This window comes from Citrobacter sp. Cy070, assembly GCF_030332245.1.
Taxonomy (GTDB): domain Bacteria; phylum Pseudomonadota; class Gammaproteobacteria; order Enterobacterales; family Enterobacteriaceae; genus Citrobacter; species Citrobacter youngae.
This window is the reverse complement of sequence record NZ_JAOWIG010000061.1, coordinates 21,928-42,389: the sequence shown is the minus strand read 5'-3', so window position 1 is coordinate 42,389 and position 20,462 is coordinate 21,928. Positions and strand designations below refer to the sequence as shown.

The following is a 20,462-nucleotide window of genomic DNA, read 5'->3' as shown; positions in this document are numbered from 1 at the left end:
CACACTTAGCGGAAGCTCACCTCTTCACCTGCCTGCTGCGTTGCCGCCTGTTCCAGCAGATCCCAGAACGTTTCGCCGCTGCGATCGCAGATCCACTCGTCGCCTTTCAGATCAAAGTGGTAGCCGCCCTGTTTGGTCGCCAGCCACACCTGGTGCAGCGGCTCCTGACGGTTAATGATAATTTTGCTGCCGTTTTCGAAGCTGATGGTCAGCACGCCGCCGTTGATTTCACAATCGATATCGCTGTCGCCGTCCCAGTCGTCCAGGCGTTCTTCAATGGTCATCCACAGGGTGTCGGCAAGGCGATGAAATTCACTGTCGTTCATTTTTTTATCCTGTTTTTCGTGATGGTCGCAGTATAACGCGGAATAAATCACGTTGCAGTTTTTAGCCAAACTCTTGCTTTTACGCCTTCTCCTGCGATGATAGAAAACAGAAAGCATGAACTTACAGGCAATCCATAATGAAAAACGTGTTTCAGGCACTCGCTGTACTTTTTACACTGTTCAGCCTGACGGGCTGTGGTCTGAAGGGACCTCTCTATTTCCCGCCAGCAGACAAAAACGCGCCGCCTCCGACGAAGAGCATTCAGTCACCAGCACAATCTACGACGCCAGATAAAAACGATCGTGGAATCAGTGATGGACCTTCTCAGGTGAATTACTGACGGTAAGTTTCTGTACCCGCGTGAACGGAGTAAACAATGCAATTCTCTAAAATGCATGGCCTTGGCAACGATTTTATGGTCGTCGACGCGGTAACGCAGAATGTCTTTTTCTCACCCGAGCTGATCCGCCGCCTGGCCGACAGACATCTCGGCGTTGGATTTGATCAACTGCTGGTGGTTGAGCCTCCGTACGATCCGGAGCTGGATTTCCACTACCGTATTTTTAATGCCGACGGCAGTGAAGTGTCACAGTGTGGCAATGGCGCCCGCTGTTTTGCCCGCTTTGTTCGCCTGAAAGGGCTGACCAATAAGCGCGATATTCGCGTCAGTACCGCGAATGGCCGGATGGTATTAAGCGTAACGGATGATGAGCTGGTGCGGGTCAACATGGGTGAACCCAACTTTGAACCCTCGCAGGTCCCTTTTCGTGCCAATAAAGCAGAGAAGACCTATATTATGCGAGTGGCCGAGCAGACAGTATTGTGCGGCGTAGTTTCAATGGGGAATCCGCACTGCGTGATTCAGGTTGATGATGTTGATACGGCCACGGTAGAAACACTGGGACCGGTTCTGGAAAGTCACGAGCGCTTCCCTGAACGCGCCAATATCGGCTTCATGCAAGTGGTCAAGCGTGAGCATATTCGACTGCGTGTTTATGAGCGCGGGGCGGGTGAAACGCAGGCCTGCGGCAGCGGGGCGTGCGCCGCTGTTGCGGTTGGTATTCAGCAGGGTCTGCTGGCAGATGAAGTGAGGGTGGAATTACCGGGCGGTCGACTTGATATCGCCTGGAAAGGTCCGGGTCATCCGTTATATATGACTGGCCCGGCGGCACATGTCTACGACGGATTTATTCACTTATGAAGCAACCAGGGGAAGAACTACAGGAAACGCTCATGGAACTGGACGACCGGGCGGTCGTCGATTACCTGCAACGTAATCCTGAGTTTTTTATCCGTAATGCCCAGGCCGTTGAAGCGATGCGAGTTCCGCACCCAGTGCGGGGCACGGTCTCTTTAGTGGAATGGCATATGGCGCGGGCGCGCAATCATATCAACGTGCTGGAAGAGAACATGGCGCTGTTGATGGAACAAGCGAATGCCAACGAAAGCCTGTTCTATCGACTGTTAAATCTGCAAGGACGACTGGTGTCCGCGAACAGTCTCGACGACATGCTGATGCGACTTCATCGCTGGGCGCGTGAGTTAGGGCTGGCGGGAGCGACGGTTCGTCTGTTCCCGGATCGCTGGCGACTTGGCGCGCCATCAAAATTCACCCATCTGGCATTAAGCCGTCAGGCTTTTGAACCGTTGCGTATCCAGCGTCTGGGTCAGTCGCAGCACTATCTTGGGCCGCTTAATGGCCCGGAATTGCTGGTGATGATGCCGGAGGCGAAAGCCATAGGCTCAGTCGCGATGTCGATGCTCGGGCAGGATGGATCCCTTGGCGTGATGCTGTTCAGCAGTCGTGATGTTAATCATTACCAGCAGGGGCAAGGCACGCAATTGCTGCAGGAAATCTCGCTGATGTTGCCGGAGCTGCTGGAGCGCTGGATTGAACGCGTATGACCGATTCACCCCTTTCTCAGGATGTGGCGCGCTTTTTGCGCTATCTGGGCGTTGAGCGCCAGCTTAGCCCGATCACATTGCTTAATTATCAGCGTCAGCTTGATGCCATCATCGCGTTAGCCGGTGAAACCGGTCTGCAAAGCTGGCAGCAGTGTGATGCGCTCATGGTTCGTAGTTTTGCCGTGCGCAGCCGCCGTAAAGGGCTGGGACCGGCGAGTCTGGCTTTGCGCCTGTCTGCACTGCGCAGTTTCTTCGACTGGATGGTCAGTCAGGGCGAGCTGAACGCCAATCCGGCAAAAAGCGTTTCCGCACCCAAAGCGCCGCGCCATTTACCCAAAAATATCGACGTCGACGACGTTAATCGCCTGCTGGATATCGATCTCAACGATCCCCTCGCCGTGCGCGATAGAGCGATGCTAGAAGTGATGTACGGTGCCGGGCTGCGTTTATCTGAACTGGTTGGGCTGGATATTAAACATCTCGATCTCGACACCGGCGAAGTGTGGGTGATGGGCAAGGGCAGTAAAGAGCGCCGCCTGCCGATTGGCCGCAATGCGGTGGCGTGGATTGAGCACTGGCTGGATCTGCGCGGACTCTTTGGTTGCGATGACGATGCGCTATTTCTGTCAAAACTGGGCAAACGCATCTCGGCGCGTAACGTGCAGAAACGCTTTGCTGAATGGGGTATCAAGCAGGGGCTGAACAGCCACGTACATCCCCACAAATTACGCCACTCCTTTGCGACGCATATGCTGGAGTCGAGCGGCGATCTGCGCGGAGTGCAGGAGTTATTGGGTCATGCCAATCTCTCCACAACCCAAATCTATACCCATCTTGATTTTCAACACCTGGCTTCAGTGTACGATGCGGCGCATCCGCGCGCCAAACGGGGGAAATAATGCGTTTTTACCGGCCTTTGGGGCGCATTTCTGCGCTCACCTTTGACCTTGATGACACTCTTTACGATAACCGTCCCGTTATCACACGCACCGAGCAGGAAGCGCTCGCGTTTGTACAGAATTACCATCCGGCGCTGAGTTCGCTGCAAAATAGCGACCTCCAGCGCTTACGTCAGGCCGTTCGCGACGCCGAGCCGGAAATCTACCACGATGTTACCCAATGGCGTCACCGTGCCGTAGAGCGCGCTATGCTGGAAGCGGGTTTGTCAGCGGCAGAAGCCAGAATGGGGGCGAATGCGGCGATGATGAATTTTGCCAAATGGCGTAGCCGCATTGAAGTCCCGCAGGTGACGCATGACACGCTGAAGGCGCTGGCTCGCAAATGGCCGCTGGTGGCGATCACCAACGGTAACGCGCAGCCGGAACTGTTTGGCTTGGGTGATTACTTTGAGTTTGTGCTGCGCGCCGGTCCCGACGGACGATCAAAACCGTTCAGCGACATGTACGCGCTGGCGGCGGAAAAACTGAACATGCCCGTGGGCGACATTCTGCACGTGGGCGATGACCTGACGACAGACGTCGCGGGTGCCATCCGTTGTGGTATGCAGGCCTGCTGGATCAAACCGGAAAATGCCGACCTGATGCACACCGCAGACAGTCGTTTGCTTCCGCATATCGAAATTTCACAGTTGGCATCTCTGACCTCGCTGATATAATCACCAACAACTCTGTATAAATTCCCAGGGGTCCGGCTGGGCCCTGTTGATTCCGGCGGTGCCAATGGACGTTTCTTACCTGCTCGATAGCCTCAATGACGAACAGCGCCAGGCTGTGGCCGCGCCACGCAGCAACATGTTGGTTCTGGCAGGCGCGGGGAGTGGTAAAACGCGCGTGCTTGTGCACCGTATCGCCTGGTTACTGACGGTAGAGAACAACTCGCCGTATTCGATTATGGCGGTAACCTTTACCAACAAAGCGGCAGCGGAAATGCGCCACCGTATTGGTCAGATCATGGGGACCAGCCAGGGCGGTATGTGGGTGGGTACGTTCCACGGTCTGGCGCACCGTCTGCTGCGCGCGCACCATATGGATGCCAACCTGCCGCAGGATTTCCAGATCCTCGACAGCGAAGACCAGTTGCGTCTGCTCAAGCGCTTGATCAAAGCGATGAACCTGGATGAGAAGCAGTGGCCGCCGCGTCAGGCGATGTGGTTTATCAATAGTCAGAAAGACGAAGGGCTGCGCCCGCATCATCTGCAGAGCTATGGCAACCCGGTTGAGCAAACCTGGCAGAAAGTGTATCAGGCTTACCAGGAAGCGTGTGACCGCGCCGGGTTGGTGGATTTCGCCGAGCTGCTGCTGCGCGCCCATGAACTGTGGCTCAACAAACCGCATATCCTGCAGCACTATCGCGAACGCTTTACTAATATCCTGGTGGACGAATTCCAGGATACCAACAACATTCAATACGCCTGGATCCGCCTGCTGGCGGGCGATACCGGTAAAGTGATGATCGTGGGTGATGACGACCAGTCGATCTACGGCTGGCGCGGGGCGCAGGTGGAAAACATCCAGCGCTTCCTCACCGATTTCCCGGGCGCAGAAACTATTCGCCTGGAGCAGAATTACCGCTCGACCAACAATATCCTCAGCGCAGCTAACGCCCTGATTGAGAACAACAACGGACGTCTGGGTAAAAAGCTGTGGACCGACGGCGTCGACGGTGAACCGATCTCGCTGTACTGCGCGTTCAACGAGCTCGATGAAGCGCGCTTTGTCGTTAACCGCATCAAGACCTGGCAGGACAACGGCGGCGCGCTTGAACAATGCGCTATTCTGTACCGCAGCAACGCCCAGTCGCGCGTACTGGAAGAGGCGTTGTTACAGGCCAGCATGCCGTATCGGATTTATGGCGGGATGCGCTTCTTCGAACGCCAGGAAATCAAAGATGCGCTCTCTTACCTGCGCCTGATCGCTAATCGTAATGATGACGCGGCGTTTGAGCGCGTAGTAAATACGCCGACGCGCGGGATTGGCGATCGTACTTTAGATGTCGTGCGTCAGACCTCCCGTGACCGCCAGCTAACGCTGTGGCAGGCCTGTCGTGAACTGTTACAGGAAAAAGCCCTCGCGGGGCGCGCTGCCAGCGCCTTACAGCGTTTTATGGAATTGATTGACGCCCTGGCCCAGGAGACCGCCGATATGCCGCTGCACGTGCAGACTGACCGGGTGATTAAAGACTCCGGGCTGCGCATGATGTACGAGCAGGAAAAAGGCGAGAAGGGCCAGACGCGTATCGAAAACTTAGACGAACTGGTGACGGCAACGCGCCAGTTCAGCTACAACGAAGAAGATGAAGACTTAATGCCGCTGCAGGCATTCCTGTCTCACGCCGCGCTGGAAGCGGGCGAAGGGCAGGCGGATACCTGGCAGGATGCGGTTCAGCTGATGACCCTGCACTCGGCGAAAGGTCTGGAGTTCCCGCAGGTGTTTATCGTCGGCATGGAAGAAGGCATGTTCCCCAGCCAGATGTCGCTGGACGAAGGCGGACGTCTCGAAGAGGAACGCCGCCTGGCCTACGTCGGCGTGACCCGCGCAATGCAAAAGCTGACGCTGACCTACGCCGAAACGCGTCGTCTGTACGGCAAAGAGGTTTACCATCGCCCGTCGCGCTTTATTGGTGAACTGCCGGAAACGTGTGTTGAAGAGGTACGTCTGCGCGCCACGGTCAGCCGTCCGGTGAGCCATCAGCGAATGGGCACGCCAATGGCGGAAAATGATACCGGCTATAAGCTTGGCCAGCGGGTGCGCCATGCCAAGTTTGGCGAGGGCACCATTGTCAATCTGGAAGGCAGCGGCGAGCACAGTCGTTTGCAGGTCGCGTTCCAGGGGCAGGGGATCAAATGGCTGGTGGCGGCCTATGCCCGACTGGAAACGGTATAACTTTCAGAAAAATATCATTATTTTGTAACGATCTGCTAGCCTTACTGATGAGCAGGTAATTTATCCAGGCTAGCGTTTCGTTGCGTGTTGACGTCAAAATTTTGCTGGCGTAACATGCGCGCACGATTACGCTAAGAGGACATTCGCCTTGGACACACCCAGTAGATACTGGCTCATTATCCTGTCATCCAGGATCAACTCCTAAGGCTATCCCTTTTTGCTGATAGCCTTCGCGGTTGTCAGCGACCTTCTGTTTTTCCCGTCGCGCTGAGTCAGGCTGTTTAATGGTCTGAAACCCAATTTGTTTCTGTGTGCCCTCCGAACTGTCCGATAATTTTTTGCATTGGGAGTCCCGGTCATGCTGAGCGCATTTCAACTGGAAAACAATCGTTTAACTCGCCTTGAGGCAGACGAGATCGAGCACCTGGCCAGTTCGGTTTGGGTCGATTTAGTCGAGCCGGATGACGAAGAACGAAACCGTGTGCAAAAGGACTTGGGCCAGAATCTGGCTACGCGCCCTGAACTGGAAGACATCGAAGCATCCGCGCGTTTTTTTGAAGACGAAGACGGTCTGCACATTCACTCCTTCTTCTTTTATGAAGACGCCGACGATCACGCGGGTAACTCAACCGTCGCATTTACTATTCGCGAAGGCCGTCTGTTTACCCTGCGCGAGCGCGAATTGCCGGCCTTTCGCCTGTACCGCATGCGTGCGCGTAACCAGGCGATGGTGGATGGCAACGCCTACGAGCTGTTGCTCGACCTGTTCGAAACCAAAATTGAACAGCTGGCGGATGAGATCGAAAACATCTACAGCGACCTGGAAAAACTCAGCCGTGTGATCATGGAAGGGCGTCAGGGCGATGAATATGATGAAGCGCTTTCTACGCTGGCGGAACTGGAAGATATCGGCTGGAAGGTTCGTCTGTGTCTGATGGATACCCAGCGCGCACTGAATTTCCTGGTGCGTAAAGCGCGGTTGCCGGGCAGTCAGCTGGAGCAGGCGCGTGAGATCCTGCGCGATATCGAATCTCTGCTGCCGCACAATGAATCGCTGTTCCAGAAGGTTAACTTCCTGATGCAGGCGGCGATGGGCTTTATTAACATTGAGCAGAACCGCATCATCAAGATCTTCTCGGTGGTCTCCGTGGTGTTCCTGCCGCCGACGCTGGTGGCTTCAAGCTACGGGATGAACTTTGAATTCATGCCGGAACTGCACTGGAGCTTTGGTTATCCTGGGGCGATTGTCTTTATGATGCTCGCCGGTCTGGCGCCGTATCTGTACTTTAAGCGCAAGAACTGGCTGTAATGGCGGTGACTTATCCGGCCTACGGTGATGTGCTTTTGTAGGCCGGATAAGCGAAGCGCCATCCGGCAATGCCCTAGCTCCGACGTACCCGTCGTTGCGTATAAATCGCATCCATCACGAAAATCGCCAGCGCGACCCAGATAAACGCAAATGTGACCATTTTATCCGTTCCTGGGACTTCACCGTAGAAGGTGACGGCCAGCAGGAACATCAGCGTAGGTCCGATATACTGGAAGAAACCCAGCGTCGACAGACGTAGGCGGGTCGCCGCGCCGGTAAAGCACAGCAGCGGAATGGTGGTCACGACACCCGCAGCAATCAGCAGCAGATTGAGCGACATCGGGTTTTGCCCCATATGGCTGGTTGGGCTGTCCGCAATACCAAACAGATAGATGGCTGCAACGGGTAAAAGCCACAGGGTTTCGATCAGCATGCCGGTTTGTGCTTCGACCGCAATCTTCTTGCGCACCAGACCATAGAAAGCAAAGCTGAACGCCAGTCCCAGCGCGATGATTGGCAGCGATCCAAAGGTCCACAGCTGTACCAGCACGCCGCAGGCGGCTAATAGTACCGCCAGCCACTGCATGCGACGAAAGCGTTCGCCGAGGAATAGCATTCCCAGCACAATATTCACCAGCGGGTTAATAAAATAGCCGAGGCTGGCTTCCAGCATATGGTGATTATTGACTGCCCAAATGAACAGCAGCCAGTTTCCGCCGATGAGCACCGCCGAGAGCGCCAGCAGGAAGATCTTCTTTGGCGTTTGGAGCAGCGTTTTGACACCCGACCATTGGCGGCTGATGCTCATCAGCACCACCATGAAGAAAAATGACCAGATGACGCGGTGCGTCAGGATCTCATCTGCCGGGACATAGTAAATCAGCTTGAAGTAGGCAGGAGCGATACCCCAAATAAAATAAGCAGCAAGAGCGAGTAACACGCCCTGCCGCGTTTGTTTAGCATCCATCGGGAAAACTCATTGCAGAAATGTAACAGCAGTTTACCTTTTTTTGGCTGCTTACCCCACCATATAAGTGGCGGTTGCGCTGGCAATATAAAGCTGTTCTTCGTTATGCAGTTCCACGCGTGCAACGGCGACTTTATTACCCGCCCGCAGCAGGCTGCTGGTGGCGGTAAAGCGATTTCCTCTGCCCGGACGCAGGTAATCAACGCGCAAATCGATGGTGCCCATGCGTGACATCCGCTGACGCAGTTCGTCTTCGCTGATCGTTTCATGGCGAGTCAGCGTACTGCCAACGCACACCAACCCGGCGGCGACGTCCAGCGCCGAGGCGATCACGCCGCCATGCAAAATGCTTTGCGCCCAGTTGCCGACCATCATCGGTTGGTTATTAAAGGCTAATTGGGCAAATTCTTTCTCATAGCGTTCAAGCTCCAGTCCCAGCGCCCGGTTAAACGGCATATGATAGACAAACATTTCACCCACTAACTTCAGCGCTTCCTCAGCAGTAAGTACGGCAGACATACGATCCCTATATCTCAATGGTTAATGAAATGTTGATATTATGCTTATTATTTGTTGTTTTCTACTTTAGGACGGGATGATTAACGAGGAACTCGCTAAGTATGTAGAATACTTGCCAGATAATTATACAATTCATCAATATTTTGGTTCAGGAGAACAGTACCGATGCGGGCGATTCTGGGATGGTTACTACCAGCAGTCATGCTGCCGTTGACCGCGTATGCGCAGGAAGCGACAGTGAAAGAGATCCATGATGCACCAGCAGTGAGAGGCAGTATTATCGCCAACATGCTGCAGGAGCATGACAACCCTTTCACGCTTTATCCTTATGACACCAACTATCTCATCTACACCAATACCAGCGACATGAACAAAGAGGCGATCAGCAGCTATAGCTGGTCCGAAAATGCGCGCAAAGATGAGGTTAAATTTCAGCTAAGCCTGGCGTTTCCGCTCTGGCGCGGGATATTAGGCCCGAATTCGGTACTCGGTGGTTCCTATACCCAGAAGTCCTGGTGGCAGCTTTCGAACAGTGAAGAGTCTTCACCGTTTCGCGAAACCAACTACGAACCGCAATTGTTCCTCGGTTTCGCCACCGACTATCGCTTTGCCGGTTGGACGCTTCGTGATGTCGAAATGGGTTATAACCATGACTCCAACGGCCGCTCCGATCCCACTTCACGTAGCTGGAACCGTCTTTATACTCGTCTGATGGCTGAAAATGGTAACTGGCTGGTGGAAGTTAAGCCGTGGTACGTCATCGGCAGCACTGACGATAACCCGGATATCACAAAATATATGGGCTACTATCAGCTGAAAATGGGTTATCACCTGGGTGACGCGGTCATCAGTGTGAAAGGCCAGTACAACTGGAATACCGGCTACGGTGGCGCAGAGCTGGGAGCCAGTTACCCCATCACGAAGCATGTGCGTCTATACACTCAGGTCTACAGCGGTTACGGCGAATCGTTGATTGACTATAACTTCAATCAGACCCGTGTTGGTGTGGGCGTGATGCTCAACGATATCTTCTGATAAGTATTGAGAGTATTTTAATCATTGCAGTTTCTCTCTCAGGCGCTGAAAATAGCGCCTGTTTTTATTTCAGGCTAATGGGGTTAATGTGGCGCAGGCGGAAGTGTTGAATCTGGAAATGGGCGCTAAACAGGTTTTGCAAGAAACCTTTGGCTACCAACAGTTTCGCCCTGGTCAGGAAGAAATCATTGATACCGTGCTCTCTGGTCGCGACTGCCTGGTCGTTATGCCGACCGGCGGCGGTAAATCCCTGTGCTATCAAATTCCCGCATTATTGCTAAACGGACTCACCGTTGTTGTTTCTCCGTTGATTTCTCTGATGAAAGATCAGGTCGATCAACTGCTGGCCAACGGCGTGGCGGCGGCGTGCCTTAACTCTACTCAAAGTCGTGAGCAGCAGCTTGAGGTGATGGCAGGCTGTCGTACAGGACAGATTCGCTTACTGTACATTGCGCCCGAACGCCTGATGCTGGATAACTTCCTTGAGCATCTGGCGCACTGGAATCCGGTGCTGCTGGCGGTTGATGAAGCGCACTGTATTTCACAGTGGGGGCATGATTTCCGCCCCGAATACGCTGCGCTGGGCCAGTTACGTCAGCGTTTCCCAACCCTGCCGTTTGTGGCGCTGACCGCGACCGCGGATGAAACCACCCGGCTGGATATTGTGCGTCTGCTGGGACTCAACGACCCGTTAATTCAGATCAGCAGCTTTGACCGCCCGAACATTCGCTACATGTTGATGGAGAAGTTTAAGCCGCTCGATCAGCTGATGCGCTACGTGCAAGAGCAGCGCGGTAAGTCCGGCATTATCTACTGTAACAGTCGCGCTAAAGTAGAAGACACCGCCGCGCGTCTGCAAAGCCGGGGCATCAGTGCCGGGGCTTATCATGCCGGGCTGGAAAATACCGTACGCGCTGACGTGCAGGAGAAATTCCAGCGCGACGACCTGCAAATCGTGGTGGCGACCGTGGCGTTCGGTATGGGGATCAACAAACCCAACGTACGCTTCGTGGTGCATTTTGATATTCCGCGCAACATCGAGTCCTATTACCAGGAAACCGGCCGCGCCGGGCGTGACGGCCTGCCTGCGGAAGCGATGCTGTTTTACGATCCGGCTGATATGGCATGGCTACGCCGTTGCCTCGAAGAAAAGCCCGCCGGACAACTGCTGGATATCGAGCGCCATAAGCTCAATGCGATGGGGGCATTTGCCGAGGCGCAAACCTGCCGTCGTCTGGTGCTGCTGAATTATTTTGGCGAAGGGCGTCAGGAGCCGTGCGGTAACTGCGATATCTGCCTCGATCCGCCAAAACAGTACGACGGACTCATGGATGCGCGCAAAGCGCTGTCGACGATTTACCGTGTTAACCAACGCTTCGGCATGGGGTACGTCGTGGAAGTGCTGCGCGGAGCGAATAACCAGCGTATTCGCGAGCTGGCCCATGACAAGCTGCCGGTCTACGGCATTGGTCGTGAGCAAAGCCATGAACACTGGGTGAGCGTTATTCGCCAGCTTATTCATCTTGGACTGGTGACGCAGAATATTGCTCATCACTCCGCGTTACAGTTAACCGAAGCCGCGCGTCCGGTGCTGCGCGGTGAAGTTCCACTACAGCTTGCGGTGCCGCGTATTGTGGCGCTGAAACCGCGCGCGATGCAGAAATCCTTCGGCGGTAATTACGATCGCAAACTGTTCGCCAAATTGCGTAAGCTGCGTAAAGCCATTGCCGATGAAGAGAACATCCCACCGTACGTGGTGTTCAACGACGCCACGCTGATTGAAATGGCGGAGCAGATGCCAGTTTCAGCGAGCGAAATGCTGAGCGTCAACGGTGTGGGGATGCGTAAACTTGAGCGTTTCGGTAAAGAGTTTATGGCGCTTATTCGCGCACACGTTGATGGTGACGACGAAGAGTAGTCAGCCGGGCAAAAAAGTGCCAGGATGGTGACTCACTGAACTATTCCCCCGCGAGTCATTTTTATGTTAACGCTATTTTTCACCGTTGCGTTGGTGCACATCGTTGCGCTGATGAGTCCCGGTCCCGATTTCTTTTTTGTTTCTCAAACTGCGGTTAGCCGTTCGCGCAAAGAAGCCATGATGGGCGTGCTGGGGATTACCTGTGGCGTCATGGTCTGGGCTGGCGTGGCACTGCTCGGCCTGCATCTGATTATCGAAAAAATGGCCTGGCTGCACACCATTATTATGGTAGGTGGGGGGCTGTATCTGTGCTGGATGGGTTATCAGATGCTGCGCGGCGCATTTAAAAAACAGGATGTTGCAGCTCCCACTCCGCAGGTGGAGCTGGCGCAGAGCGGACGCAGCTTTTTGAAAGGTCTGCTGACCAATCTGGCGAACCCTAAAGCCATTATCTATTTTGGCTCCGTCTTCTCGTTGTTCGTTGGCGATAACGTGGGAACGGGCGCGCGTTGGGGGATTTTTGCTCTGATCATCGTGGAAACCCTGGCGTGGTTTACCGTAGTTGCCAGCCTGTTTGCGCTGCCGAAAATGCGTCGTGGCTATCAGCGTCTGGCGAAGTGGATTGATGGTTTTGCTGGCGCGCTGTTCGCGGGTTTCGGCATCCACCTGATTATTTCGCGCTAAGTTTGTTACCCGCCTGGGAGCCCCAGGCGGAGTACGGTTTATTGCGCAAGCTTCTGTAATTCATCCTTCGAAAGGCCGGTCATTTCCATAATCGCATCGGTATCCAGACCTCGCTTGAGCATTGCTTTTGCTACATCAGTGAGGGCAATGCGTTTGCCCTCTTCACGTAGTTGATCCGCCATTGTCATCAGTTTGTCTCCATGCTGCGGCACACGCTGTGCCAGCTTATACAGTAATGTCTGAACATCTTGTGTATTCCCTGCTTGCACCATGTAGTTTACCAGCACGGTTATTTGTTGTCCGCTCATCTTCTCCAGCATAAACAGGCGGGTAAGTTTATCCAGCAGCTGTGCCATGTCGCGCTGGCGAATATGCTTTTGCACTAATGTCAGCGCCGCCATACTGCGATGCTGCATGATTTCATTATCTGGAATAACCGTCACATCCACCAACGGAAACGGTGTGCTGTAAAGTTGAAGGGCGGTTCCCGAATCCTCAAAGTGATCCAGCCAGTTCATTGAGCCTTGCCATGGGCTTTGCTTGCCATGGTAAAAGAGCACTGGAATCACCAGCGGTAGAGTGTCGTTTCCAGCCTCAAGATGACGCTGCATCGCTGCGATAGCGTAGCGCATCAGGCGAAATGACATATGCTTGTCAGGTGAGCTTTGATGCTCGATGAGCACATGTACATAGCCATGCCCGCTGGTGGTTTCCAGTGAGTAGAGAATATCGCTGAAATAGGGGCGCAGATCGTCCTCCACAAAACTGCCTGATTCCAGACGGAGCGTTTCCAGTTTGCAGATTTTAATTAACGAAGGCGGAAGATGAAGTTCAATAAAGTCCCGCGCGGTTTCCACGCGGGAGAGGAAGGTCTTAAATACTGCGTCATGGGGTGTCGTTGCTTCCGCCATCGTCCATCATCCGTGAGAAGTGAGAGTGGCGGCATTCTGACTCTGGTATTCAACACCTAACAGCGCAGAATAAAAGACTTTTCCTCCTTTGCGGCTAAGTACGGAAAGTCATATTCAGACGCTCATACTGTTAGCATTTCTTTGCGAGTGCCGTTCCATTTGCTAGGCATGCCTTGCCGATGCCAGCAGGGCGCCTATCAGCATAAACAGTGAACCAAACACTTTGTTCAGCGCCTTCATTTGCTTTGGCCCTTTAATCCAGCCAGCAATGCGCGTGGCCAGCGTCGCGTAACCGATCATCACAATGATATCGACCACAATGGTCGTGACGCCAAGCACCACGTACTGCATCAGTTGCGGTTCCTGCGGCAGGATAAACTGCGGGAACAGAGCGGCAAGAAAAACAATGCTCTTGGGGTTGGTCAGATTCACAAAGACCGCGCGTTTGAACAGGCGGCTGCGCGATTGTGTATTCGCCATGGTGTTCAGATCGATAGCACCCGCCGCGCGCCATTGTTGAATACCCAGCCAAATCAGATAGGCCGCTCCCGCCCACTTCAGCACCTCAAACGCGATCGCCGAACGTGAAAATAGCGTTCCCAGCCCCACGCCTACCAAAACGATATGAATGCCCAGCCCGGTCTGTAAACCCGCAATCGACGCGCTGGCACCGCGATAACCATGGCTGATGGCGGTGGTCATAGTGTTGATTGCGCCAGAGCCTGGAGACAAGCTCAAAATAATAGAGGTCAGCAGGTAGGCGAACCACCATTCAAAGGTCATGAGAAACTCCCGGATTGTCTATTTTTATGCCACAATACGCTACTGCCGTTAGGTTGTGTCAGCGATGGCGAAAAAAACGATTTTACTTGGTCAGCGAGGCTGGATACCCGATGTTTCAGCAGCAAAAAGACTGGGAAACAAGAGAAAACGCGTTTGCTGCTTTTTCCATGGGGCCACTGACAGATTTCTGGCGTCAGCGGGAAGAAGCGGAATTTACGGGCGTGGATGATATCCCCGTACATTTTGTGCGTTTTCATGCAGAAAAAAACGATCGCGTCATCGTCGTCTGTCCTGGACGCATTGAAAGCTACGTGAAATACGCTGAACTGGCGTATGACCTGTTTCATTCTGGTTTTGACGTGCTCATTATCGATCACCGTGGTCAGGGGCGTTCCGGGCGAATGCTTTCTGATCCACATCGCGGTCATGTCGATAACTTTAATGACTATGTCGACGATCTAACCGCCTTCTGGCAGCAGGAAGTGCTACCCGGTCCGTGGAGAAAACGCTATATACTGGCGCATTCTATGGGCGGAGCGATTGCCACATTGTTCCTGCAGCGCCACCCGAATCAGTGTGATGCCATCGCGCTTTGCGCGCCAATGTTTGGTATTGTGATGCGCTTTCCCGACTGGATGGTGCGCCACATTCTTGACTGGGCTGAAGGGCATCCGCGCATCCGTGAAGGCTATGCGATGGGAACCGGTCGCTGGCGGGCGCTGCCATTCGGTATGAATGCGCTCACGCATAGTCGACAGCGCTATCGGCGTAACCTACGCTTCTACGCAGATGATCCGCGGTTACGTGTGGGTGGCCCTACCTATCACTGGGTGCGTGAAGGCATTCAGGCGGGCGAACAGGTTCTGGCTGGCGCGGGAGACGACGCGACGCCGACGCTGCTGATTCAGGCCGAAGAAGAGCGTGTAGTGGATAACCGCATGCACGATCGTTTTTGTGAACTCCGCGCTGCAGCAGGCCATCCGGTAGAAGGAGGTCAGCCGCTTGTCATAAAAGGCGCGTACCATGAGATCCTTTTCGAAAAGGACGCAATGCGCTCAGTCGCGCTTAACGCTATTGTTGATTTTTTCAACAGGCATAACTCATCCAGCGGAACTCGCTTTGCCTAGAGGTTGAATTTTCTTATGTATCAGGTTGTTGCGTCTGATTTAGACGGTACGCTGCTTTCCCCCGACCATACTCTGTCCCCTTATGCCAAAGAGACGCTGAAGTTATTGACCGCTCGCGGCGTTAACTTCGTGTTTGCGACTGGCCGTCATCATGTTGATGTGGGACAAATTCGCGATAATCTCGGCATTAAGACCTACATGATCACGTCCAACGGCGCGCGCGTGCATGATTCTGACGGGAATCTGGTGTTTTCCCATAACCTGGATCGCGACATTGCCAGCGACCTGTTTGGTGTAGTGAATGCCAACCCGGATATCGTGACGAATGTTTACCGCGATGATGAGTGGTTCATGAACCGCCACCGCCCGGAAGAAATGCGTTTCTTTAAAGAGGCGGTATTCAATTATTCACTGTTTGAACCTGCGCTGCTGGAGCCGGATGGCGTCAGCAAAGTGTTTTTCACCACTGATTCTCACGAAAGGTTGCTGCCGCTGGAACAGGCGATTAACGCTCGCTGGGGCGATCGCGTCAATGTCAGCTTCTCTACGCTTACCTGTCTGGAAGTCATGGCGGGCGGCGTGTCGAAAGGTCATGCGCTGGAAGCGGTAGCGAAAGCGATGGGCTACAGCCTGAAAGACTGTATCGCTTTTGGCGATGGGATGAACGATGCGGAAATGCTCTCTATGGCGGGCAAAGGCTGCATCATGGGTAATGCCCACCAGCGCCTGAAGGATCTGCATCCGGAGCTGGAAGTCATCGGACTCAACGCCGACGATGCCGTGCCGCACTACCTGCGCGATCTCTTTTTAAAGTGATTGTTCTTTAGTTGACCAGTTGTCAACTAAACTCTCCGCTACAATGGATGTTCCCTGTTCTAAGAGGCATCCATTGTGGCGCTACTCATCATTACCACTATTTTGTGGGCCTTTTCCTTCAGCCTGTTTGGCGAGTACCTTGCCGGTCATGTCGATAGCTATTTTGCAGTGCTGGTGCGCGTTGGGCTGGCAGCGCTGGTGTTCTTGCCGTTTCTACGTACTCGTGGGCACAGCGTAAAAACGATCGCGCTGTATATGCTGGTGGGTGCCATGCAGCTTGGCATTATGTATATGCTGAGTTTTCACGCCTATCTGTATCTGACGGTTTCAGAGCTACTGCTGTTTACCGTGCTGACGCCGCTCTACATCACGCTGATTTATGACCTGATGAGCGGGCGCCGTTTGCGTTGGAGTTATGCCTTTAGTGCGTTACTGGCGGTGATTGGCGCGGGGATCATTCGTTACGATCAGGTGACCAGCCACTTCTGGACCGGTCTGTTGCTGGTGCAGTTGTCCAATATCAGCTTTGCCATCGGTATGGTGGGCTACAAGCGTCTGATGGAAACCCGCCCAATGCCACAGCACAACGCTTTTGCCTGGTTTTACATGGGCGCCTTTATGGTGGCGGTCGTCGCCTGGTTCATGCTGGGCAATGCGCAGAAAATGCCTGCAACCACGCTACAGTGGGGAATTCTGGTCTTTCTTGGCGTGGCGGCATCCGGTATTGGTTACTTTATGTGGAACTACGGTGCGACCCAGGTGGATGCCGGTACGTTGGGCATCATGAACAATATGCATGTGCCGGCCGGGCTGTTGGTCAACCTGGCCATCTGGCATCAACAGCCTCACTGGCCAAGCTTCATCATTGGCGCGGCTGTGATAGTGGCCTCACTGTGGGTACATCGAAAGTGGGTCGTTCCGCACTCCGCACAAACGGCAAATGATCGCAGGCGTGATTCCGCGCTGAGCGAATAAACGCTTCTGTTACCGGCTGGCGCTGCTCGCCATCACGCACGGCGGCGTACAGTCGGCTCCACAATCCATCGCCCAGGGTTTTGGTCACTACCAGGCCCTGGCGTTCAAAACTCTCCACCACCCAATGCGGTAACGCCGCGATGCCCATTCTGGCTGCAACCATCTGAATCAGCAGCAGGGTATTATCCACGCTCTTCAGCGACGGGCTAACGCCTGCGGGCTGCAGGAAATGTCGCCAGACATCCAGTCGACTCCGTTGCACCGGGTAAATAAGCAGCGTCTCGCTGGCTAAATCTTCCGGCGTGATTTGCGTTTTGCTGGCTAACGGGTGATCCGGCGCCAGTACCAGGCGGACTTCAAAATCGAACATCGGCGAATAGTGCAGTCCGCTGCGCGGCAGAATGTCGGAGGTTAACACCAGATCCAGCTCATCCTGCTGTAGCGCCGGTTGCGGATCGAACGTCACGCCGGATTTAAAGTCCATCTCCACCTGCGGCCAGTTGGCACGAAAATTCTCCAGCGCGGGCGTCAGCCACTGGATACAGCTGTGGCATTCAATCGCGATTCGCAGCCGGGTTTGCTGTGGTTCGTTGCAGGCCTGCAGCGCACGACCAATTTGCGGCAACACCTGATTGGCTAACTGCAGCAGGATTTCTCCCTGCGGCGTAAAGCGCAGAGGCTGGCTTTTACGGACAAAGAGTCGAAAGCCAAGGCGCTGCTCCAGATCGCTGAACTGGTGAGAAAGAGCGGATTGGGTCTGATGCAACGTCGCCGCGGCGGCTGCCAGCGAACCACTACTCCGCAACGCCTGGAGCGTTTTCAGGTGTTTAATCTCGATCATGAAAGTCCTTCACTTCGGCATGAACAAATTGCGCTTGAGGAATATACAGTAACCGCCAATTATGGATGTGTAAACATCTGGACGGCTAAAATCCTTCGTCTTTTAAATTTATGGTGCGTTGGCTTCGTTTCCCCACCCCAGTCACTTACTTCAGTAAGCTCCTGGGGATGAGTAAACTTGCCGCCTTCCCTAAATTCAAAATCCATAGGATTTACATATAATTAGAGGAAGAAAAATGACAATATTGAATCACACCCTCGGTTTCCCTCGCGTTGGCCTGCGTCGCGAGTTGAAGAAAGCGCAAGAAAGTTACTGGGCGGGAAATTCTTCCCGTGAAGATTTGCTGACCGTTGGCCGTGAGCTGCGTGCTCGCCACTGGGATCAGCAGAAGCAGGCGGGCGTTGACCTGCTGCCAGTAGGTGATTTTGCCTGGTACGATCACGTGCTGACTACCAGCCTGCTGCTCGGCAACGTTCCGGCCCGTCATCAGAATAAAGACGGCTCGGTCGATATCGATACCTTATTCCGCATTGGCCGTGGCCGCGCACCGACCGGTGAGCCAGCGGCGGCAGCAGAAATGACCAAATGGTTTAACACCAACTATCACTACATGGTGCCAGAGTTCACCAAAGGTCAGCAGTTCAAACTGACCTGGACGCAACTGCTGGACGAAGTAGACGAAGCGCTGGCGCTCGGCCACAAGGTGAAGCCGGTGCTGCTGGGGCCGGTAACTTACCTGTGGCTGGGGAAAGTGAAAGGCGAACAGTTTGACCGCCTGAGCTTGTTGAACGACATTCTGCCGGTTTACCAGCAGGTGCTGGCTGAGCTGGCAAAACGGGGTATTGAGTGGGTGCAGATTGATGAACCTGCTCTGGTGCTGGAGCTGCCGCAAGCATGGCTGGATGCCTTCAAACCCGCGTATGACGCGCTGGCAGGGCAGGTAAAATTACTGCTAACCACCTATTTTGAGGGCGTAACGCCAAACCTGGATACCATTACCGCGCTGCCGGTGCAGGGGCTGCACGTTGACTTCGTGCACGGTAAAGATGATGTCGCCGAACTGCACAAACGTGTGCCTGCCGACTGGCTGCTGTCAGCGGGCCTGGTGAACGGACGTAACGTCTGGCGCGCCGACCTCAGCGAAAAATACGCACAAATTAAAGATATCGTCGGGAAACGTGACCTGTGGGTGGCTTCTTCCTGCTCCCTGCTGCACAGCCCCATCGATCTCAGCGTGGAAACCCGCCTTGATGCAGAGGTGAAGAGCTGGTTTGCCTTCGCCCTGCAAAAATGCGGCGAGCTGGCGCTGTTGCGTGATGCGTTGAACAGCGGTGATACGGCGGCAATTGTCGAGTGGAGCGCACCGATTCAGGCTCGTCGTCACTCTACCCGTGTCCATAACGCCGCAGTGGAAAAACGCCTGGCGGCGATCACCGCTCAGGACAGCCAGCGCGCCAACGCCTATCCGGTTCGCGCCGAGGCGCAGCGTGCCCGCTTTAATCTGCCGGCATGGCCGACCACGACTATCGGCTCATTCCCGCAAACCACCGAAATTCGCGGTCTGCGTCTGGATTTCAAAAAAGGCAACCTGGATGCTGGTAACTACCGCACCGGTATCGCGGAACATATCAAACAGGCGATCATTGAACAGGAACGTCTGGGTCTCGACGTGCTGGTACACGGTGAAGCCGAGCGTAACGACATGGTGGAATACTTTGGTGAGCATCTGGACGGCTTCGTCTTTACCCAGAACGGTTGGGTGCAGAGCTACGGTTCTCGCTGCGTGAAGCCACCGGTTGTTATTGGCGACGTCAGCCGTCCGGAAGCGATTACCGTTGAGTGGGCGAAGTATGCCCAGTCGCTGACCGACAAACCGGTAAAAGGCATGCTGACCGGACCGGTGACCATTCTCTGCTGGTCATTCCCGCGTGAAGACGTGACGCGTGAAACCATCGCGAAGCAGATTGCGCTGGCGCTGCGTGACGAGGTAGCTGATCTGGAAGCGGCGGGGATCGGCATCATTCAGATTGACGAACCGGCACTGCGCGAAGGTCTGCCGCTGCGCCGCAGCGACTGGGCGGCGTATCTGGAATGGGGCGTGGAAGCCTTCCGCATTAACGCGGCGGTGGCGAAGGATGAAACCCAGATCCACACCCACATGTGTTACTGCGAGTTCAACGACATCATGGACTCCATTGCGGCGCTGGACGCGGACGTGATCACTATTGAGACTTCACGTTCTGATATGGAGTTACTGGAGTCATTCGAAGAGTTCGACTATCCGAACGAAATCGGGCCGGGCGTCTACGACATTCACTCGCCGAACGTCCCGAGCGTGGAGTGGATTGAAGCTCTGCTGAAGAAAGCCGAGCAGCGTATTCCGGCTGAACGTCTGTGGGTGAACCCGGACTGCGGTCTGAAAACGCGCGGTTGGCCGGAAACCCGCGCCGCGCTGGCAAACATGGTTAAAGCGGCGCAGAATCTGCGTCAGGCGTAAAAACAA

At 54.4% G+C, this 20,462-nt stretch carries 21 protein-coding genes; 15 read left to right on the top strand and 6 right to left on the bottom strand.

What is annotated here, in order from left to right; translation table 11 throughout:
- Nucleotides 1-5 precede the first annotated feature (5 nt).
- Nucleotides 6-326 carry an iron donor protein CyaY gene (gene cyaY / locus OGY19_RS09830; protein WP_003828967.1) on the bottom strand — a complete coding sequence of 107 codons (321 nt, stop codon included), beginning with the start codon at nt 324-326 and terminating at the stop codon, nt 6-8.
- 137 nt (nt 327-463) lie between these two features.
- On the opposite strand from cyaY, the gene lptM reads away from it, so the two are divergent.
- From lptM to corA, 8 genes are all read left to right on the top strand, one after another.
- Complete coding sequence (lptM, locus tag OGY19_RS09825) at nt 464-667, top strand: LPS translocon maturation chaperone LptM (protein WP_005133315.1); 204 nt, start codon at nt 464-466, stop codon at nt 665-667.
- A gap of 36 nt (nt 668-703) precedes the next feature.
- The gene (gene dapF, locus OGY19_RS09820; RefSeq protein ID WP_005133314.1) at nt 704-1,528 is read left to right on the top strand and encodes a diaminopimelate epimerase; all 825 of its coding nucleotides are present in this window, start codon (nt 704-706) and stop codon (nt 1,526-1,528) included.
- The gene (locus OGY19_RS09815) at nt 1,525-2,232 is read left to right on the top strand and encodes a DUF484 domain-containing protein (protein ID WP_061066917.1); all 708 of its coding nucleotides are present in this window, start codon (nt 1,525-1,527) and stop codon (nt 2,230-2,232) included. The genes dapF and OGY19_RS09815 overlap by 4 nt, the downstream gene beginning before the upstream one ends.
- On the top strand, nt 2,229-3,131 hold the full coding sequence (xerC, locus tag OGY19_RS09810) for a tyrosine recombinase XerC (protein WP_061066918.1): 903 nt from the start codon (nt 2,229-2,231) through the stop codon (nt 3,129-3,131). The genes OGY19_RS09815 and xerC overlap by 4 nt, the downstream gene beginning before the upstream one ends.
- Nucleotides 3,131-3,847, top strand: coding sequence for a 5-amino-6-(5-phospho-D-ribitylamino)uracil phosphatase YigB (gene yigB, locus OGY19_RS09805; protein WP_115601241.1), 717 nt, complete (start codon nt 3,131-3,133; stop codon nt 3,845-3,847). Before xerC ends, yigB begins: the two co-directional genes overlap by 1 nt.
- Nucleotides 3,848-3,911: 64 nt before the next feature.
- Nucleotides 3,912-6,074: a DNA helicase II gene (gene uvrD, locus OGY19_RS09800; RefSeq protein ID WP_115601240.1), complete on the top strand. Its 2,163-nt coding sequence runs from the start codon at nt 3,912-3,914 to the stop codon at nt 6,072-6,074.
- A 148-nt stretch (nt 6,075-6,222) separates the two neighbouring features.
- Complete coding sequence (ysgD, locus tag OGY19_RS09795) at nt 6,223-6,279, top strand: YsgD/CorL family protein (protein ID WP_212723238.1); 57 nt, start codon at nt 6,223-6,225, stop codon at nt 6,277-6,279.
- Between the two features lie 153 nt (nt 6,280-6,432).
- Nucleotides 6,433-7,383: a magnesium/cobalt transporter CorA gene (gene corA, locus OGY19_RS09790; protein WP_003017920.1), complete on the top strand. Its 951-nt coding sequence runs from the start codon at nt 6,433-6,435 to the stop codon at nt 7,381-7,383.
- 73 nt (nt 7,384-7,456) lie between these two features.
- On the opposite strand, the gene rarD is transcribed toward corA, so the two are convergent.
- Together rarD and yigI are read right to left on the bottom strand one after the other, a co-directional pair.
- Nucleotides 7,457-8,350 carry an EamA family transporter RarD gene (rarD, locus tag OGY19_RS09785; RefSeq protein ID WP_101743044.1) on the bottom strand — a complete coding sequence of 298 codons (894 nt, stop codon included), beginning with the start codon at nt 8,348-8,350 and terminating at the stop codon, nt 7,457-7,459.
- 51 nt (nt 8,351-8,401) lie between these two features.
- Nucleotides 8,402-8,869: an acyl-CoA thioesterase YigI gene (gene yigI, locus OGY19_RS09780; RefSeq protein ID WP_003017917.1), complete on the bottom strand. Its 468-nt coding sequence runs from the start codon at nt 8,867-8,869 to the stop codon at nt 8,402-8,404.
- A gap of 165 nt (nt 8,870-9,034) precedes the next feature.
- On the opposite strand from yigI, the gene pldA reads away from it, so the two are divergent.
- From pldA to rhtC, 3 genes are all read left to right on the top strand, one after another.
- Nucleotides 9,035-9,904 (top strand): phospholipase A, encoded by an 870-nt coding sequence (gene pldA / locus OGY19_RS09775; RefSeq protein WP_079939623.1) that lies wholly within the window; start codon nt 9,035-9,037, stop codon nt 9,902-9,904.
- A gap of 88 nt (nt 9,905-9,992) precedes the next feature.
- Entirely contained in the window at nt 9,993-11,822 is a 1,830-nt protein-coding gene (gene recQ / locus OGY19_RS09770; protein ID WP_115601239.1) for an ATP-dependent DNA helicase RecQ, read from the top strand.
- A 63-nt stretch (nt 11,823-11,885) separates the two neighbouring features.
- Nucleotides 11,886-12,506: a threonine export protein RhtC gene (gene rhtC / locus OGY19_RS09765; RefSeq protein WP_003828942.1), complete on the top strand. Its 621-nt coding sequence runs from the start codon at nt 11,886-11,888 to the stop codon at nt 12,504-12,506.
- A gap of 38 nt (nt 12,507-12,544) precedes the next feature.
- Here the strand turns inward: rhtC and OGY19_RS09760 are convergent, their stop codons facing one another.
- Complete coding sequence (locus tag OGY19_RS09760) at nt 12,545-13,417, bottom strand: Rpn family recombination-promoting nuclease/putative transposase (RefSeq protein WP_115601238.1); 873 nt, start codon at nt 13,415-13,417, stop codon at nt 12,545-12,547.
- Nucleotides 13,418-13,579: 162 nt separating this feature from the next.
- The gene (gene rhtB / locus OGY19_RS09755) at nt 13,580-14,200 is read right to left on the bottom strand and encodes a homoserine/homoserine lactone efflux protein (protein WP_069325083.1); all 621 of its coding nucleotides are present in this window, start codon (nt 14,198-14,200) and stop codon (nt 13,580-13,582) included.
- 110 nt (nt 14,201-14,310) lie between these two features.
- Here rhtB and pldB point away from each other — a divergent pair, with 110 nt between their 5' ends.
- From pldB to OGY19_RS09740, 3 genes are all read left to right on the top strand, one after another.
- Nucleotides 14,311-15,327: a lysophospholipase L2 gene (gene pldB, locus OGY19_RS09750; RefSeq protein WP_115601237.1), complete on the top strand. Its 1,017-nt coding sequence runs from the start codon at nt 14,311-14,313 to the stop codon at nt 15,325-15,327.
- Nucleotides 15,328-15,342: 15 nt separating this feature from the next.
- The gene (gene yigL / locus OGY19_RS09745; protein ID WP_115601236.1) at nt 15,343-16,143 is read left to right on the top strand and encodes a sugar/pyridoxal phosphate phosphatase YigL; all 801 of its coding nucleotides are present in this window, start codon (nt 15,343-15,345) and stop codon (nt 16,141-16,143) included.
- A 75-nt stretch (nt 16,144-16,218) separates the two neighbouring features.
- Nucleotides 16,219-17,118: a carboxylate/amino acid/amine transporter gene (locus OGY19_RS09740; RefSeq protein ID WP_115601235.1), complete on the top strand. Its 900-nt coding sequence runs from the start codon at nt 16,219-16,221 to the stop codon at nt 17,116-17,118.
- On the opposite strand, the gene metR is transcribed toward OGY19_RS09740, so the two are convergent.
- A complete protein-coding gene (gene metR / locus OGY19_RS09735; protein ID WP_115601234.1) occupies nt 17,006-17,959 on the bottom strand; it encodes an HTH-type transcriptional regulator MetR in 954 nt (317 codons plus the stop codon). The two genes, OGY19_RS09740 and metR, sit on opposite strands and share 113 nt — an antisense overlap.
- Before the next feature lie 235 nt (nt 17,960-18,194).
- Here metR and metE point away from each other — a divergent pair, with 235 nt between their 5' ends.
- Nucleotides 18,195-20,456 carry a 5-methyltetrahydropteroyltriglutamate--homocysteine S-methyltransferase gene (metE, locus tag OGY19_RS09730; protein WP_115601233.1) on the top strand — a complete coding sequence of 754 codons (2,262 nt, stop codon included), beginning with the start codon at nt 18,195-18,197 and terminating at the stop codon, nt 20,454-20,456.
- Nucleotides 20,457-20,462 lie beyond the last annotated feature (6 nt).